The sequence below is a fragment of the Thermococcus sp. genome (genome assembly GCF_026988555.1).
GTDB lineage: Archaea > Methanobacteriota_B > Thermococci > Thermococcales > Thermococcaceae > Thermococcus.
Map to the genome: position 1 here is coordinate 1 of NZ_JALSLB010000062.1, position 14,170 is coordinate 14,170.

General features: G+C 53.1%; 15 protein-coding genes. 6 read left to right on the top strand and 9 right to left on the bottom strand.

Annotated elements, in window-relative coordinates; translation table 11 throughout:
* The 5 genes from MVK60_RS09960 to MVK60_RS09980 all read right to left on the bottom strand — a co-directional run.
* On the bottom strand, positions 1–472 hold a 472-nt coding region (locus MVK60_RS09960), incomplete at its 3' end, for a hypothetical protein (RefSeq protein ID WP_297438969.1).
* Between the two features lie 113 nt (positions 473–585).
* Positions 586–1,113 carry a hypothetical protein gene (locus MVK60_RS09965; protein WP_297438971.1) on the bottom strand — a complete coding sequence of 176 codons (528 nt, stop codon included), beginning with the start codon at positions 1,111–1,113 and terminating at the stop codon, positions 586–588.
* Between the two features lie 35 nt (positions 1,114–1,148).
* A complete protein-coding gene (gene gatE / locus MVK60_RS09970; RefSeq protein ID WP_297438973.1) occupies positions 1,149–3,038 on the bottom strand; it encodes a Glu-tRNA(Gln) amidotransferase subunit GatE in 1,890 nt (629 codons plus the stop codon).
* A 5-nt stretch (positions 3,039–3,043) separates the two neighbouring features.
* The gene (gene gatD, locus MVK60_RS09975; RefSeq protein WP_297438975.1) at positions 3,044–4,363 is read right to left on the bottom strand and encodes a Glu-tRNA(Gln) amidotransferase subunit GatD; all 1,320 of its coding nucleotides are present in this window, start codon (positions 4,361–4,363) and stop codon (positions 3,044–3,046) included.
* 55 nt (positions 4,364–4,418) lie between these two features.
* Complete coding sequence (locus tag MVK60_RS09980) at positions 4,419–4,715, bottom strand: transcriptional regulator (RefSeq protein ID WP_297438977.1); 297 nt, start codon at positions 4,713–4,715, stop codon at positions 4,419–4,421.
* A 49-nt stretch (positions 4,716–4,764) separates the two neighbouring features.
* Here MVK60_RS09980 and MVK60_RS09985 point away from each other — a divergent pair, with 49 nt between their 5' ends.
* The 5 genes from MVK60_RS09985 to rsmA all read left to right on the top strand — a co-directional run bounded on the left by MVK60_RS09985 (position 4,765) and on the right by rsmA (position 8,248).
* Positions 4,765–5,925, top strand: a complete 1,161-nt coding sequence (locus tag MVK60_RS09985; RefSeq protein ID WP_297438979.1) for a tRNA pseudouridine(54/55) synthase Pus10 — start codon at positions 4,765–4,767, stop codon at positions 5,923–5,925.
* Between the two features lie 138 nt (positions 5,926–6,063).
* Complete coding sequence (locus MVK60_RS09990; protein WP_297438981.1) at positions 6,064–6,360, top strand: 50S ribosomal protein L21e; 297 nt, start codon at positions 6,064–6,066, stop codon at positions 6,358–6,360.
* Between the two features lie 2 nt (positions 6,361–6,362).
* Positions 6,363–6,725 carry an RNA polymerase Rpb4 family protein gene (locus tag MVK60_RS09995; protein WP_297439122.1) on the top strand — a complete coding sequence of 121 codons (363 nt, stop codon included), beginning with the start codon at positions 6,363–6,365 and terminating at the stop codon, positions 6,723–6,725.
* A gap of 66 nt (positions 6,726–6,791) precedes the next feature.
* Complete coding sequence (locus MVK60_RS10000) at positions 6,792–7,412, top strand: DUF655 domain-containing protein (protein ID WP_297438983.1); 621 nt, start codon at positions 6,792–6,794, stop codon at positions 7,410–7,412.
* On the top strand, positions 7,409–8,248 hold the full coding sequence (gene rsmA, locus MVK60_RS10005) for a 16S rRNA (adenine(1518)-N(6)/adenine(1519)-N(6))-dimethyltransferase RsmA (RefSeq protein WP_297438985.1): 840 nt from the start codon (positions 7,409–7,411) through the stop codon (positions 8,246–8,248). Before MVK60_RS10000 ends, rsmA begins: the two co-directional genes overlap by 4 nt.
* Here rsmA and MVK60_RS10010 read toward each other — a convergent pair.
* Positions 8,223–8,744, bottom strand: a complete 522-nt coding sequence (locus MVK60_RS10010) for a ferritin family protein (RefSeq protein WP_297439124.1) — start codon at positions 8,742–8,744, stop codon at positions 8,223–8,225. The two genes, rsmA and MVK60_RS10010, sit on opposite strands and share 26 nt — an antisense overlap.
* A 63-nt stretch (positions 8,745–8,807) precedes the next feature.
* Here MVK60_RS10010 and MVK60_RS10015 point away from each other — a divergent pair, with 63 nt between their 5' ends.
* Entirely contained in the window at positions 8,808–10,550 is a 1,743-nt protein-coding gene (locus MVK60_RS10015; RefSeq protein ID WP_297438987.1) for a radical SAM protein, read from the top strand.
* On the opposite strand, the gene MVK60_RS10020 is transcribed toward MVK60_RS10015, so the two are convergent.
* The 3 genes from MVK60_RS10020 to MVK60_RS10030 form a co-directional block, all read right to left on the bottom strand.
* Positions 10,537–11,316, bottom strand: a complete 780-nt coding sequence (locus MVK60_RS10020) for a hypothetical protein (protein ID WP_297438989.1) — start codon at positions 11,314–11,316, stop codon at positions 10,537–10,539. The two genes, MVK60_RS10015 and MVK60_RS10020, sit on opposite strands and share 14 nt — an antisense overlap.
* Before the next feature lie 43 nt (positions 11,317–11,359).
* Positions 11,360–13,150 (bottom strand): S-layer protein, encoded by a 1,791-nt coding sequence (locus MVK60_RS10025; protein WP_297438992.1) that lies wholly within the window; start codon positions 13,148–13,150, stop codon positions 11,360–11,362.
* A gap of 198 nt (positions 13,151–13,348) precedes the next feature.
* Positions 13,349–14,164: a hypothetical protein gene (locus MVK60_RS10030; protein WP_367270892.1), complete on the bottom strand. Its 816-nt coding sequence runs from the start codon at positions 14,162–14,164 to the stop codon at positions 13,349–13,351.
* Positions 14,165–14,170: the final 6 nt, after the last annotated feature.

Sequence of the window (14,170 nt, forward strand, 5' to 3'; positions counted from 1 at the left end):
TAACTTTAACACCTTTGAAGTAAAGCACGGAGAAAGGATAATCGACTATCATGAAGAGGATGAACGCCATCACACCCACAACCACACTCTGTACAATGACGCTCTCAAACCCTATGAGGGCTGAGACCACCATGCTCCCAATGAAGCTGATGATGAAGTTCACGAGGGATCTGTGTTTGTGCCTAGCTCCTGAGATTCTCTTTTCAACTATCATCCGCAGGAGGGCCTCAAATCCCTCCTCACTGCCCACCTCAAAACCGATGGCAAACTCGGGCTTCATCAGGTCTTCAACATCAAAGATTTCTCCTGTTGAAAAGATGTAGAATACCCTGCCGAGCTCACCCCTGACTTCCAGAATTGTGATAAAATCGCCCTCTCTGTAGAGAGTCCCCGGATCAGGGTTAATGAAATCCGGATCAGGGTCTGCCAGCATCCTGAAGCTAATTCCCTTTGAGGACAAGTAGGCCTCCACCTCCCGCATGCCGGTGGAGACGTGGTCAAATCGAAAGCAGGCGTAAACACACCTCTTCTTTTTGCGAAAAATGTGGAACTTTCTTTCAATGCTTCTCATATTCCCCCACCATCTCAGCGTTTCTTCTTTTTGTACCCTCTCCTGAATCCCTCTATCAGACCTGAAAGCAGAAAAACCAGAGGAAGGAGATTACTGACCCATCCCGCCTGATCGTTTTTATATCCAAAGTAGCTCAACACAAAAAAGCCTCCCCACAGAATAATCTGAAGAACGGTGGAGATTTTATTTACGCTCCATTTCCTGTGAGCCTTTCCCTCCGCAATCTCTCTGAGAACCGCCTCCAGACCCTTCTCCTTCCCGATTTCATATTCGTATGCCGCTTCCGGTTTTTCAATGTTTTCCACGACCGGAGCTATGTAGAACCACCTGCTCAGCTCATCCCGGAGCTCTATGATATAGACCTTTCCGGAACTTCTCAGAATACCCCTGGAATTTTCAAAAAGGCTGTACTCATCGGGATTCACAAGCCTGACGAAGTGCTTCAGATGCCTCTCCATTTCTCTCGCATATGCACTCATCGGCTGGTTCCGGAGCTCAAAGAGATAATAGATGACTTTCATCTTTTCTGCCATGGTTCCCACGATAAAAGGTAAAACGAGAAATTTAAAAACTTAACTCAACCGCTCAGCTCCTGAATCTTTTTCCTCACGAGCGAGCTGACGAGCTTTCCGTCTGCCCTTCCGCGGAGCCTTGCCATGGCCCTTCCCATGATCATGCCCATCGCTCCCATTCCCTTGGCCTTTATGACTTCTATGTGGGCCTGAACAACCTCATCTATTATCCTCTCGGCCTCCTCCTCGCTGAGGAGCGTCAGGCCCTTCTCCTCAGCCACCTGGGCGGCGCTCTTCCCGGGGTTCCTTGCCAGCTCCTTGAATATCTCCTCGAAGGCTTCCTTCGCTATCTTTCCGTTGAGGTAGAGATCAAAGGCTTCCTTGATGTGCCTATCAGTTATCCTGTCGATGGGGGCCTCCTTCTTCAGTCCCTTAAGGACGACTATGAGGACCGAAGCGACCAAGGATGGTTTTGCTCCAAGTCCTATGATCTCCTCAAACAACCCATCACGTTCATCGTTAATAATAGTCTCTGCGAGGCTTCTGTCGATCCTGTACTCTTTAATGTAGCGCTCGACCTTTTCCTGCGGCAGCTCTGGAAGGCCGGATCTTATACGTTCCTTCTCCTCTGGAGAAAGGAATATGGATGGTATGTCTGTCTCGGGGTACATCCGGGCCTTGCCCGGCAGGGGGCGCATGTACTGGGTGTTTCCGTCCGGCAGAGCCCTTCTCGTCTCCTCAGGCACGCCTTCAATTGCTTCCCTCGCCCTCTTAAGAACCTCGCGGAGGGCGTTCTTTGCAGTCTCCTCCTCGGCCGCGACGAGAACGAAGGCGTCTTCCTTCCCTAGACCAAGTTTTTCGATAACCGCATTAACCTCTAATTCGGTAATTCCATAATTCGGCAGCTCATCGATGTGAAAGATGCCCTTCACGTACTTCTTGGCCCTGTCCGCCATCTCGGTGCCCAGGCGCCTGCCGGGCTGTATCTCCTTCCCGATCAGGCCGCGGAACTTGGGGAGTTTAACGGCGAGAACCCTTCCGCCCTTCTTTACGGTGCGAGCGATTATCTTCGAGCCGGTGTTTTCGAATATCTCGGTGACGTCGTGGAACCCCTCCTTGAGATCTTCGGGTTTAACGCCGCGCTTTCTGAGCTCGTCCCGAATTTTCAGGAGGTTCACCTGCCTCCCAACTTCGCGTTCAACGATTAAGGGGATCATGTCAAGCTCCTGGACACCCTTAATCTCGACCCTTGCCCCACCCCTGATGGAGACGTTCAGGTCCTGCCTGATGGTTCCGAGGCCGCGCTTGACCTTCCTCGTCGCCCTCAGAGCATCGCCTATGTACTTGGCCACTACCTTCGCCTGCTCAGGGTGGTGTATATCAGGTGTTGTCGCTATCTCGACAAGGGGGATTCCAAGGCGGTCAAGGCGGTAGATTACCTCCCTCTCCTTCCTTTCGACGATGCGGCACGCGTCCTCCTCAATGCATATCGTTGGGATTCCGACGCTTCCCCAGGGGGTATCAACCTTTCCGTTCATGGCTATTATCGCCGTCCTCTGGAAGCCGGAGACGTTGGAGCCGTCTATGACTATCTTGCGCATGAAATGAACCTCGTCAACCGGCTTGGCGTTGAGCAGGTATGCGATCTGAAGGGAAACTTCAAGTGCCTCCATGTCCGGTCCACGGGGCGGCTCCTCATCGATGTAAACGAGGTCCGCCAGGTGGTTGTTTCCCTCGTAAATGTAGGTTCGCCCCTTCTTGAATTCTTCAAGTGCCGCCGGATCGATCTCACCAATCTCACTCATCGTCGGGCGCAGGCGCCTCTGGAACTTGAACTCTACATTATCGTTCAGCTCACTGGGAACTGGCGAGAACAGCTTTTTCGTGTCCAGCTGTCTGTGAATCTCAAGGCCGACCTTGAGACCGAGCTTTCTGTAATCGAACTTCTCTGTCATCTTAATCACCTCAGGAACGTGTCAAACCTCGTGTAAGGTGTTATCTCCCCGGCGTAGTTGGTGAGCATCATCTCCCTTGCCTCGCCCGGGTCGTTAGTATGGCCGAGAACCCACATGAGTTTGACGTACGCGGTCTCTGGAAGCATGTCCTCACACGGAACAACGCCGGCTTTAAGCAGCCGTCTGCCGGTGGAGTAGACATTCAGGTTAACGCGACCGTAGATGCACTGGCTCGTCATACAGACCGTGACCCCCTCCTCCGTGGCGCGTTTTAGGGTGTCTATAACGTAGGTGGGTACGTGACCGAGTCCCGTTCCCTCAATGACCAGTCCTTTATACCCCTCGTCAACCAGGAAATCTATTATCCCCGGGCTCATTCCCGGAAACGCCTTGACCAGGGCGACCTTCGTCTCCATCCTGTCATCAACAACGACCTCGGATTTCCCCCTCTTTTTGTGGTCTTCCCCGAGGAATTCAACCTTACCCTCCGGCCACACTTTGGCTATGGGAACGTCGTTTATGCTCCTGAAGGCGTCTCTCCTGCTGGTGTGCATCTTCCGGACTTTGGTGCCGCGGTGGGCCAAGCAGTACGTATCACCCGTCTCGCCGTGCATGACGACGGTGACCCCTCCAAAGTCCGCTGTTGCCATCCTTACTGAACAGGTCAGGTTCATCGCGGCATCACTGCTCGGCCTGTCGGAGCTTCTTTGTGCCCCCACGAGGACCACCGGCTTTGAAAGGTTCCTCAACATGAAGCTGAGTGCCGCGGCGGTGTAGGCAAGCGTGTCGGTACCGTGGGCAATAACGACTCCGTCTTCTCCGGAATTGAGGGCGTCTGCTACCTCACGGGCTACTCTTGCCCAGTATTCAGGTTTCATATCTTCACTCAGGATGTTCATCAGGAGCTTTGGGGTGATGTTGGCTATTTCAAAAATCTCAGGAACAGCCTTGGCGAGCTCTTCCGCTGTGAACGCCGGGTGAACTGCACCTGTTTTATAATCTATCCTGCTGGCTATCGTTCCCCCGGTTCCAAGAATCGTAACGTTTGGAAGTCCCTGCTTCTTGGGGAAAACCTCCTGGAACGAAATGGTTTCGGGAATTCCAGGCCTCTCAATTAGTTCGACACGCTTTATACCATCTATCAATATTCCCACGTTGTATCCGTTGTCCAGTTTGATGGTCAGTGTCTCGCCCTCCGATAGTTCATACGGGCTCATCACCCTGCCCTCGTACACCGTTTCTTCCCCTTTATAGACCTTGACGATTCTAATGTAGTCCCCAACCCGAATGTTGTTCTCGTCCATAAACCGCTCGACCTTTCTCATGCAACTCCCTCCGGCCATATTTGGGAGCCATTAATATAAACCTTGGCTTGGGGGTTCATAACTTGGGCTTTATCCTGAACCTGGGCTCATCAATCCACTCTGATCTGCACCGGGGACATCTGCTGGGAACCTTTATCTCAGGTTTAAAAACGAACCCGCACTTTCTACATTCCGCGGGCTTTACCAGGAGGACTTTGCCCTCCCGTTTCAGTGTCCTTTGAATTGTGTGGAGGTCTTCCAGTACTGTTTTCTTTGCTCCCCTTCCCCTGAGCCCCAGTGCCAGGGTCAGCTCGCTTGGCGCGTAGTCTCTCTCCTCCAAAAGCTTTATTATGCGTGCCCTGCGAGTCATCATCGCATGGGGTTTGGGTGATCATATTAAAAACTTAAGGGCCGGTGAGACCATGATCCTGGAAACTGCTGGGAGAGTTCTCGATGAGCATCAACTGTGCGATCGCTGCCTTGGAAGGCTTTTCGCCAGACTCGGCAGGGGTACCAATGAGGAGAGGGGCAGGGCAATCCGGCTGGTGCTGAGGATGGAGCGGCAGGCTCAGGGGGACTTCCCGGTACTGGGTGGAGAAAAGTGTGAGGTTTGCGGCGGGATATTTGATGAACTTCCCAATATGGCCGGCATCTGCCTGGAAAAAGCCCGGGAGATTGAGTTCTCAACGTTTTGGGTGGGTTCCAGATTTCCCGCTGAAGTTCTTGAGCGGGAGCGTGCCCTATGGGAAAAATACGGAATAGGTACCGCCGAGAGTATAAAGACCGAGTTCAACAGAGAACTCGGAAAGCTCCTGAGCGAGAAGCTTGGAAAGGAACCTTCGAGTGTGGGAGATCTGACCTTTATAGTCAACCCGTTTGGGAAAACCGTGGAGCTCCAGATAAAGCCGGTGTACATCTACGGTCGTTACAGAAAGCTCGTGAGGGGGATCTCACAGACGCCGTTGAAGGGGTACAGAGATAGCGTCTCCTCAATAATCTGCAGGCCCGTTTCACGTGAGGCCGGGGGAAAATGTGTTTTCAAGGGGGCTGGCAGGGAGGACAGTGATGTTAGGATGCTGGGCAATGGAAGGCCATTCATACTCGAGATAAAGAACCCACGGAGGAGGAGCCTTAACCTCAAGTCTCTGGTAGTTGAGATAAACTCCGGGGGCAAAGTTGAGGTTCTGGACGTACGATTTACATCAGGAGACGAGGCAAGGAGGGTTCTAACGAGCAGTCATCGGAAGGAGTACCTGGCCACGGTTTTCGTTGAGGAGGGGGTAAGTCCCAAGGAGGCCGCGATAGTTGCAAGGATGCTTAAGGGCGCTGAAATCCGGCAGAGAACTCCCCGCCGCGTAAAGCGTTCGAGAACAGATAAAACCCGGATAAAAAAGGTGTACCACGCTGAAGTTAGGTGGATGGATGAGCAACGCTTCGAGCTTAGGCTTGTAACCGATGGAGGCCTTTACATCAAGGAGCTTATTTCGGGAGACGAAGGAAGAACGAACCCCTCCGTTAGCGGTATCTTGGACAAGCCGGCGTTGTGCGAGAGCCTCGATGTTATTAACATCCTCGACGACTGAAAACTTTATAAACGCTTCCTTCTGATTGGGTTACGAAGCCATAACAGGCTTAGTCTGTATGCTGAAAAGGCTGTCGTTGAGAACGCTACGACCCTTCGCTTAATTGCGGGATGGGTAAAAGGTTGTGAGGTGATTGAGATGGTCAAAAAGGCGCACAGCTTTAGGAAGAAGACGAGAGGCAAACTCGGCAAGAGCCCGAGGAGGAGAGGTATCCCCCCACTTACTAGGTTCCTTCAGGACTTTGAGGTTGGCCAGAGGGTTCACATAGTTATCGAACCCAGCTACCACAGGGGGATGCCGGACCCGAGGTTCCACGGAAGGACTGGAACGGTTGTTGGCAAACGTGGGGACGCCTACGTGATCCAGATAAGGGACGGCGGCAAGACTAAGACGTTCTTTGTTCACCCCGTTCACCTCAGGCTTCAGAAGGGATGAAGATGATAAGCAGGAAGAAGCTCGAGGAGAGGTATCTCACCATAGCCGAGGCAAAGGAACTCCTCGAGAAGCGCAAGGCCGAGGGTGTTGAAGAAAACCCCGAGGAGCCGATGTTCTATGAAGCCAGGATTAGTCTTGAGCATGCGGAGCGCTTTGTGAAGCTCCGGCCGGAACAGGCAGTGAAGCTCAAGGAAAAACTCATCGGTCTCTTTGAGTGGCTTGATGAGCGCCTTGCCGCGAAACTCGTTGACTTGATGCCGGAGGATTACTTCGACATCCGCATCATCTTCTCCAAGGAGGACTACATGCCTACTCCTGAGGAGGCCGAGGAGATTATAAGGCTCCTCGGTGATTACAGGGAGTGAATCCCCTTTCCCTTTTCTCAACAAAGTATAAAAACTCTGAATCGGTATAGTTTTGGGGGAGAGAAAATGGATCACTACAGAAGGCACTCCTATAGGGAGAGCATCGAGAAGAAGCGGCGGAATATCGAGTATGAGGAGTACGCATACGTGCTGGACTACCTTCCGGAGGGATTTACCGACCTGCGTACCGGAAGAAGGACCGGAAAGCCGGTGGCTCAGGTGATCGGTGAGAAGGCTTTCACGCTCTTGGAGGTGGCACCCAAGACGGATCTAATGCTGTACGAGAGAATATTCGTCGGGAAGGGGCCGCGCGACAAAGTTCTCATGATAAACCGGAAGATCTCCTACGATGAGCTTACCGCGACCGCCAAGGCCGAACTCCCCTACGTCGTTGAGGAAATCGTCAAAAACAATGAGGAGCGCTTTGTCAAGTTCTTCAACCTGGCACCCCCCGTAACCAACAGGTTGCACAGCTTGGAATTGCTTCCCGGTATTGGGAAGAAACACATGTGGGAGATCTTGGAGGAGCGCAAAAAAGAACCATTCAAAAGCTTTGAAGAACTGAAGGAGCGGGTGAAGGGGCTGCCTGACCCCTCTAAAATGATATCCAAACGTGTTGTTGAGGAGATAATGGGCAAGGACCGATACAGGCTATTCGTGGGTCACAGGAGGATATTCAACGTATGAGGGAACGCCTCTTCTCACTTATTTCCAAGTACGGTCTCAAGACCAGCCACGAACTGGGGCAGAACTTCTTAGTAGTGCCCGATGTGGTGGAAAGGAATGTGGAGCGAGCAGAACTCTCGGAGAGGGATGTGGTCCTTGAGGTTGGCCCCGGTCTGGGCGTTCTGACTGACGCGCTCAGCAGGGTTGCCGGCAAGGTCTACGCAGTTGAGAAAGACCCGCGGCTGGTTCGTATCCTGAGGGGGGAATATGGTTGGCCCAACGTGGAGATTATTGAGGGGGATGCGCTGAAGGTTGAGTTCCCCGGATTCAATAAGGTGGTTTCCAATCTCCCATATCAAATCTCCTCTCCAATAACCTTCCGTTTTTTGAAGCATGGATTTGAGAGAGCGGTTTTGATGTATCAGCTTGAATTCGCGGAGAGAATCGTGGCGAAACCGGGCGACAAAAACTACTCACGCCTGTCGTTGATGGTTCAGGCAAAGGCCACTGCGGAGATCGTTGAACGTATCGGCCGTGGTGCATTTTGGCCGCGACCGAAGGTGGATTCGGCCGTGGTGCTGATGGAGCCAAAGAACCGGGCAGATACAGTGGAGCTTAATGAGGATCTTGTAAGGGCATTGTTTCAGCACAGGAGGAGCACCGTTTTAGCTGCGCTGAAAAAGTCCTACCATATGCTTGGCATGAAAAGGGAGGAGTTCAGGAGAATCAGACCTGCACTCGCAACCTTACCCCACGCGAAGAAGAGGGTGTTCCACCTCTCCCCTGAGGAGGTGTTGGAGATTGAGGATGCACTCAGGGACATGGGGGTTATTAAGTCCCCTCAAGGGAGTCCCTGAGTTCCTTAAGCTTCTCATAGTGCCCCTCTTCAATGCGGGCTAGGTGCTCGAAGAGTTCTTTTGTGTCCCCTGACGTTTCTCCAGCAAGGTATGTGTACAAGTCCTTGGCTATCCGCTCACTCTCCATGAGAATTTCTATCAAGTCATCGAGCCGTCCTTTTTTGATGTACTCCACCAAGTCATCCAGGGACAGCTCTATCTCTATGCTGGGGACGTTCGTCTTCACGAGTCCTTCATTTTTGTACCTTTTCTTGTATTCCCTGAGGAGGATCTCGGCATGTTCGGCGCTCTCGCGGGCGAGCTTTTCAAACAGCGCCGGTATTCGCTGGTCCCAGATGTATTCCCGTGTCCTTTTAGCGAGTGCGTTGTAAATCTCCGCCTCATCGAGTTCAGCGCTTATCCAGTAGGAGAACAGAGTTTGACCGTCGAGTTTTTTGAGTTCAGCTACGATCTCGCGTACGGTTCGCTTGTCCTTGTCGGAAAGCCCCCCCTTCATGTGTACCACCAATTACGTCATTCACCCTCTACCTTTTTAAACCCTCTTAAACGAGGTGCTAACATGATAGTGGCCATTGTGGATGGTTATACCGACGAGCCGGCAGGTTTGGGGGTTCCACCGTATCTGGGGATATACCCGCGTTATGCGTATGGCGCCGTAAAAAAGGCTCGAAGAGACGCCACGGTCTTTTATCTGACAATAGATGACCTTCGGGCAACCTTCGAGGGCGAACAGTGGATATCCACCAAAAACAAGACCCCGAACTTCTCCAGAGCGCGGGAAGTCCTCCAAAAAGCTAACCTCATCGTTTACATCGGCGGCCTACATACCCCTGGCAAATATTTATCGGCGGTTCCCTCTCAGATTGAGGAGGTAGCGAGGTTCCTCCGGCCGTTTCAAGGGGTTAAAATCCTGGGCGGCCCGGCGTTCATGGGCTCCGCCCACGCCGGCGGGATGAGGATAACTTCCCGCGAGCTTCTCCTTGCCCAGTCCGTCTTTGATTACATAGTCTACGGTGATCTCGAGGCGTTTCTCTTCGACTACCTGACCAATCCAAGGGATGCGGACCCCTTCCGCTTCAGAGCATATACCGAATTACACGATTATGCAATTATTGGGGCTGAGATCGTCAAACAGTTTCCAGACTACCCCGACTTCATCATCGTTGAGGTCGAAACCCAGCGGGGCTGCCCAAAGGCAATGGGTATAGGTGGCTGCTCCTTCTGCACCGAGCCTGTGCGCTACAGAAACATTGAGGACAGGCCTATTGAGGACGTTGTTGCGGAGGTCGAGGCCCTTTACACACTTGGGGTGAGACACTTCCGGGTCGGGAGGCAGAGCTGTATCTTCTCGTATATGGCCAAACCGGACGGAAGGGTCCCGATACCTAATCCCGAGGCTCTGGAGAAGCTTTTCCAGGGTATTCGCTCCGTCGCGCCCGGGCTTAAGGTCCTCCACGTGGACAACGCAAACCCCGCCGTCATAGCCAACTACCCCAAGGAGAGTGTTAGGATAGCCAAGACTCTGATAGAGTACGGAACCGCTGGAAACGTCGTTGCCTTCGGCCTCGAGAGCGCCGACCCGAAGGTGGCGAAGCTCAACAACCTGAACGCCACCGCCGAGGAGGTCTACGAGGCGGTGAGGATACTCAACGAAGTGGGGACAAAGAGAGGACCCAACGGCATGCCGTGGCTACTGCCCGGGATAAACGTGATTTTTGGCCTTCCCGGGGAGAGAAAGAGGAGCTACGAGCTCACGTTCCAGTTTTTCAAGAGGCTCCTGGACGACGGGCTGATGGTTCGCAGGATAAACATCCGTCAGGTCGTTGTGTTCCCGGGAACCCCCCTGTGGCACATGAGGGACAAAGTGAAAACCGAAAAGCACAAGAAGCTCATCCAGCACTACAAATACAAGATAAGGCACGAGATAGACCTCCCGATGCTCAGGCGTGTTGTTCCCGTGGGAACCATCCTCCGCGATGTCCGTGCGGAAGTCATTGAGAACGGTCTCACTTACGGAAGGCAGATTGGGAGCTACCCACTGATAGTTGGCATGCCCAAAGAACTTAACGTAAACCGGTTTTATGACGTCCTGATAGTGGGTCATGGGTACAGGAGCATAACAGGTGTGCCCATCCCCATAAACATAAACCAGGAGGATCCAAAGGTCCTCCAATATCTCCCCGGGATTGGGAAGAAAAGGGTCGCCAGGGTACTTGCGATGAGGCCGTTTAAGGATAAAAAGGAGATAGCCCGGGTTTTGGGTGAGGGGATAAAATCCATCGAGAACCTCATTGCTCTCTAGATCCGGCTGGCCATGAGAATCCTATTAATTTCTCCACGAGTACTATCTCCGCCCGGAGCGTATCATCGGTTTTGCCCTCTATTACCAGGAGGCCTCTGCGTGGTGTAAAGACCCTGTTTGCCGTGGCCCCCTCTGCTGGCCCGATAAGCAGTACTGCCAGATCGTTTTGGTTCCCCAGTTTGCCCCGCCCTATGCTAAGCTTTGTCATGAAGGTGAGATACGTCTTCCTGTAGCGTAGCCATGTCTGGTTGTAAGCGTACTCTTTCGCTGTGACGTTGTTGTATCCCTTGTCGAGTCCTTCAATGTAGTAGTTCGTTTTGAACACGTTGGCAATCATCGCAGTTACCTCTGAAACCGCTGCCGTTCTGTACTGGCAGTTACCGTTGTAGAGTTCCGGGGTCTGGGTGCATTCCTTGACGGACGGGTCGCCGAGGATTATGGTAAACGAGTCGTAAACGCTTCTTATAGTCAAGTTGAGGTCGACCTCTGGGCTTCCCGTTATGTAACTGTCCACGCTCACGTTGTAAATCCGCGAACCTTCGGGGGGCTTCTGTCCCCTCGCCAGCATCTCCCGGTACCCCCTCTCACTGAGGACGTAGAATCCCTCGGAGGCTGGAGGGCTGATGACTACGTACTCCTCCGAAGCCTTGGGTGTTCCGGGGTGCACGACCTGGGAGAACTGGTGGTACGCGTAGAGGACGTACGCCGTAGGGCTGAGGACGATAATCAGAAGTATACTCAGGGCTATTAGCTTATCCCTGTCCAACGCTAAAACCCCCAGAAGAGAGAATTAAAAGGAAGGAAGGCCTTCAGAGGCCAGCGAGGTACTGCATAAGGGCCTTGGCGGCGACCATGGTCTCGTTCCTGGTGGCACCAGCAACTATGACAACGTCGTAGTTGCCGATGGCTCCCTGGATGTACTCAACGTTGCCGGGGCTGTGGTACCAGTCAACCGTGCTCTTGTTCTCTTCGACGAGATACTTGGTGACGCTGTTGGCAACTGGACCACCGACGAGGATGAGGTTGCTTCCCGGGTCGTTGAGGTTGACCTGGTAGTCCATGATGGTTATCGGCTCGGTGACCGGCTTGATGATGGTGGTGTTGGCGTATATTCCCTCAACGGCGTAGTCACTGTCCGGCAGGGTGCCCCCGACCTTGAGCTCCTTCTCGATGACCTGTCCCTGCTTCTCCTTGAGGCAGATGTAGGCGTAGGCAACGACGTAGTTGGTATCGGTTATGTTGCCATCACCGTTAATGTCGTAGCCGACGTCCTTCTCGTTGAGGGTCTTCATCTCGAACCTGTACATGAGGTTGTACTTGCCGAAGACGTCGAGCGGGTTGCCCTTAAGGACGTCCTTGTTGGTGAGGGTGACGTTTGTTATGTAGGTGCCGTCGGTGTGGATGGTCATCTCCCAGTCCTTACCGTCGTAGCTGAGGACCTTACCGCTTGAGTACTCCTCCTTGTTGACGGTGGCCTTTATGCTGGCTATGAGGTGTCCGTCGATACCGACGAATGTGTCGAGCAGTTCGAGGACGACTGAACCGTCACCGAAGACGTCCACTGGCTGGTTCTCCTGGAGGATTATCTGGTCGCTTGACTGGCCGGTGACCGCGTTCTTGACGGTCACGAGTGCCCTCTGGTCGATTATGCTTATGTCAAGGACGGTAACAACCCAGTTGGTCCCCTGGATGGTCTGGGGCTGGCCGACCTGATACCAGGCGGTACCCTTGTCGAGACCGGCGGTGAAGGTGTCGTTTCCAACGCTGAGGACGTAGAACGTCTGGCCGAGGACGGTAAAGCTCTCACCGGCCTTAACTCCGTCGCTGTAAGTGCTGACTATGCTTCCGCCGTTTGCGGCAACGTTTTCGGCGTCACCGATGTAGTAGTTGGTGACGTTCTGGTAAGCCGCGGGGACTCCCCACTCGGGGTAGGCGTTCCTGGTCTGTTCGGTTGTGGTGACACTGTAGTTGTAGAGTTTGTAGTCGATGAATATGGTGGCGTTTCCGGGGGTTATCTCTATCTGAGCGCTCTGAGGTGGCATGCTCTTGTCCCAGTTGCTCGGGTTGGTTGAGACGAGCTGAAGGTTCTTGAAGGTGATGTGCCAGTCAACGAGCTGCTCGTTGCCGATGCTGTCCTTGTCCTGTATGGTGGTGGTCACCATGCTGTTAGCCGACCAGTCGGCGTAGGTGGCGTTGTACCCACCGGCGCCGTTGTACCAGTAGTCACCTGGAAGCTCGCTGTACTTGGTCGCCCAAGCGGTCTGGTTCCTTATGGTGGTGTAGTTGTAAGCGTAAATGGTCCACATGGCCGCGGTGGCCGGAGGTATCTCCTCCTTGACCTTGACGTAGGCGTTCTGGGCCTCAACCTGCTGGGTGGTGTAGAGAAGGCTTCCAAGGGCAACGGCTATGTCAGCGGCACTGGCAACATCCATAGCTGCGGCGTTGCTTCCCACGACGATTTTAACGTTCGGGGTTCCATCTGCGTTAACGAAAAAGCTCTTCGGTATCTGCGGGACTGTCGGCTGAGCGCTGGCAAAGCCGACGGTTGCTCCAACCATGGCGGCTCCAACTGCAAGGGCCGCGATCTTCTTTATCTTCATTTTCCAAACACCTCCATGTTTGGGTTTACACCCCAAGGTGGTCTAATATATGCTGTCAATGGCATTCTTGCCGTTAAGGGTATATATACTTTTCGCTTTCAGACCCTTTCTAAAGCAAAAATAAGCACGATTATTGCCGTAAAAATAAAAGGGAGCTTAATTAAATGACTACAGGTCATTCGCCTTTTGCCGATAATATCATGGATTCAGCTTGAACTCTGTGTTCTTCCTCTCCTTAAGCTGCCGCTGTATCGGTCTCGTGAGAAGCTCGTTGACGAAGCTGGAGAGGTCAGTTAGGGTGTTCTGAGCCTCATTGGCTAGTATATCCACGACCTCCGGTTCGAGTATGGATATCGCAACCGGGGCGTACTTGGCCGTCAGCTGGAACAGGGTCTCCAGGGAAGACACGAGTTCCGCGGCCAGCAGTCCTTTGAATCGGCCCTCCTCCATCTCTCCCTGCACCACGAGCTTGTTCACCCTGCAACCTTCGACATCAAAGGCCTTTGCCATCGTGGTCTCAATGGCCCCCTGGCTTTCTCCGAAGACCTCTATGACGAAGCGGTAGAGGATGCCCCGATCTCCCAGGATAAACTCCTCTATCTCCTCCCTTTCGTACCCTATACGGGGTGCGGGGACGTCTTCCAGTTTGGGATAGACCGCGAGCCCTCCGAACTCCTTCATCAGTTTTCCCATTACAAGTGACACATCCCCGAGGATCTTCATGAGCTCCTTGGACTCCAGCTCTATCTTCCCTGGCCCGAGGACTTCAACCATGGCAGGCGAGTACTTCAGGGCCAGCTGAACTACCCTGCCAAAATCCCCCTTAAGACCGGCCTCTATAACGCCGGAGTACTTTAGAACATCTTCCTCATTTGATTCGATGATGTCCTCCACCATAACGTACTTGATCTCCACGTCTTTCTCCCTTTTTAGCTCTTCGGCGGTCTCTTTCATGGCGTTTTCTAAAGCTTTCTTCTCGTTGCTCAAGCCTTCGATATAGAATACAACCTCCACTTCCGG

Bases quoted from the DNA above. Each gene is read 5' to 3' on its own strand.
- gatE (WP_297438973.1), bottom strand. From the start codon at position 3,038: ATGACAGAGAAGTTCGATTACAGAAAGCTCGGTCTCAAGGTCGGCCTT.
- gatD (WP_297438975.1), bottom strand. From the start codon at position 4,363: ATGAGAAAGGTCGAGCGGTTTATGGACGAGAACAACATTCGGGTTGGG.
- MVK60_RS09980 (WP_297438977.1), bottom strand. From the start codon at position 4,715: ATGATGACTCGCAGGGCACGCATAATAAAGCTTTTGGAGGAGAGAGAC.
- MVK60_RS09985 (WP_297438979.1), top strand. From the start codon at position 4,765: ATGATCCTGGAAACTGCTGGGAGAGTTCTCGATGAGCATCAACTGTGC.
- MVK60_RS09990 (WP_297438981.1), top strand. From the start codon at position 6,064: ATGGTCAAAAAGGCGCACAGCTTTAGGAAGAAGACGAGAGGCAAACTC.
- MVK60_RS09995 (WP_297439122.1), top strand. From the start codon at position 6,363: ATGATAAGCAGGAAGAAGCTCGAGGAGAGGTATCTCACCATAGCCGAG.
- MVK60_RS10000 (WP_297438983.1), top strand. From the start codon at position 6,792: ATGGATCACTACAGAAGGCACTCCTATAGGGAGAGCATCGAGAAGAAG.
- rsmA (WP_297438985.1), top strand. From the start codon at position 7,409: ATGAGGGAACGCCTCTTCTCACTTATTTCCAAGTACGGTCTCAAGACC.
- MVK60_RS10010 (WP_297439124.1), bottom strand. From the start codon at position 8,744: ATGAAGGGGGGGCTTTCCGACAAGGACAAGCGAACCGTACGCGAGATC.
- MVK60_RS10015 (WP_297438987.1), top strand. From the start codon at position 8,808: ATGATAGTGGCCATTGTGGATGGTTATACCGACGAGCCGGCAGGTTTG.
- MVK60_RS10025 (WP_297438992.1), bottom strand. From the start codon at position 13,150: ATGAAGATAAAGAAGATCGCGGCCCTTGCAGTTGGAGCCGCCATGGTT.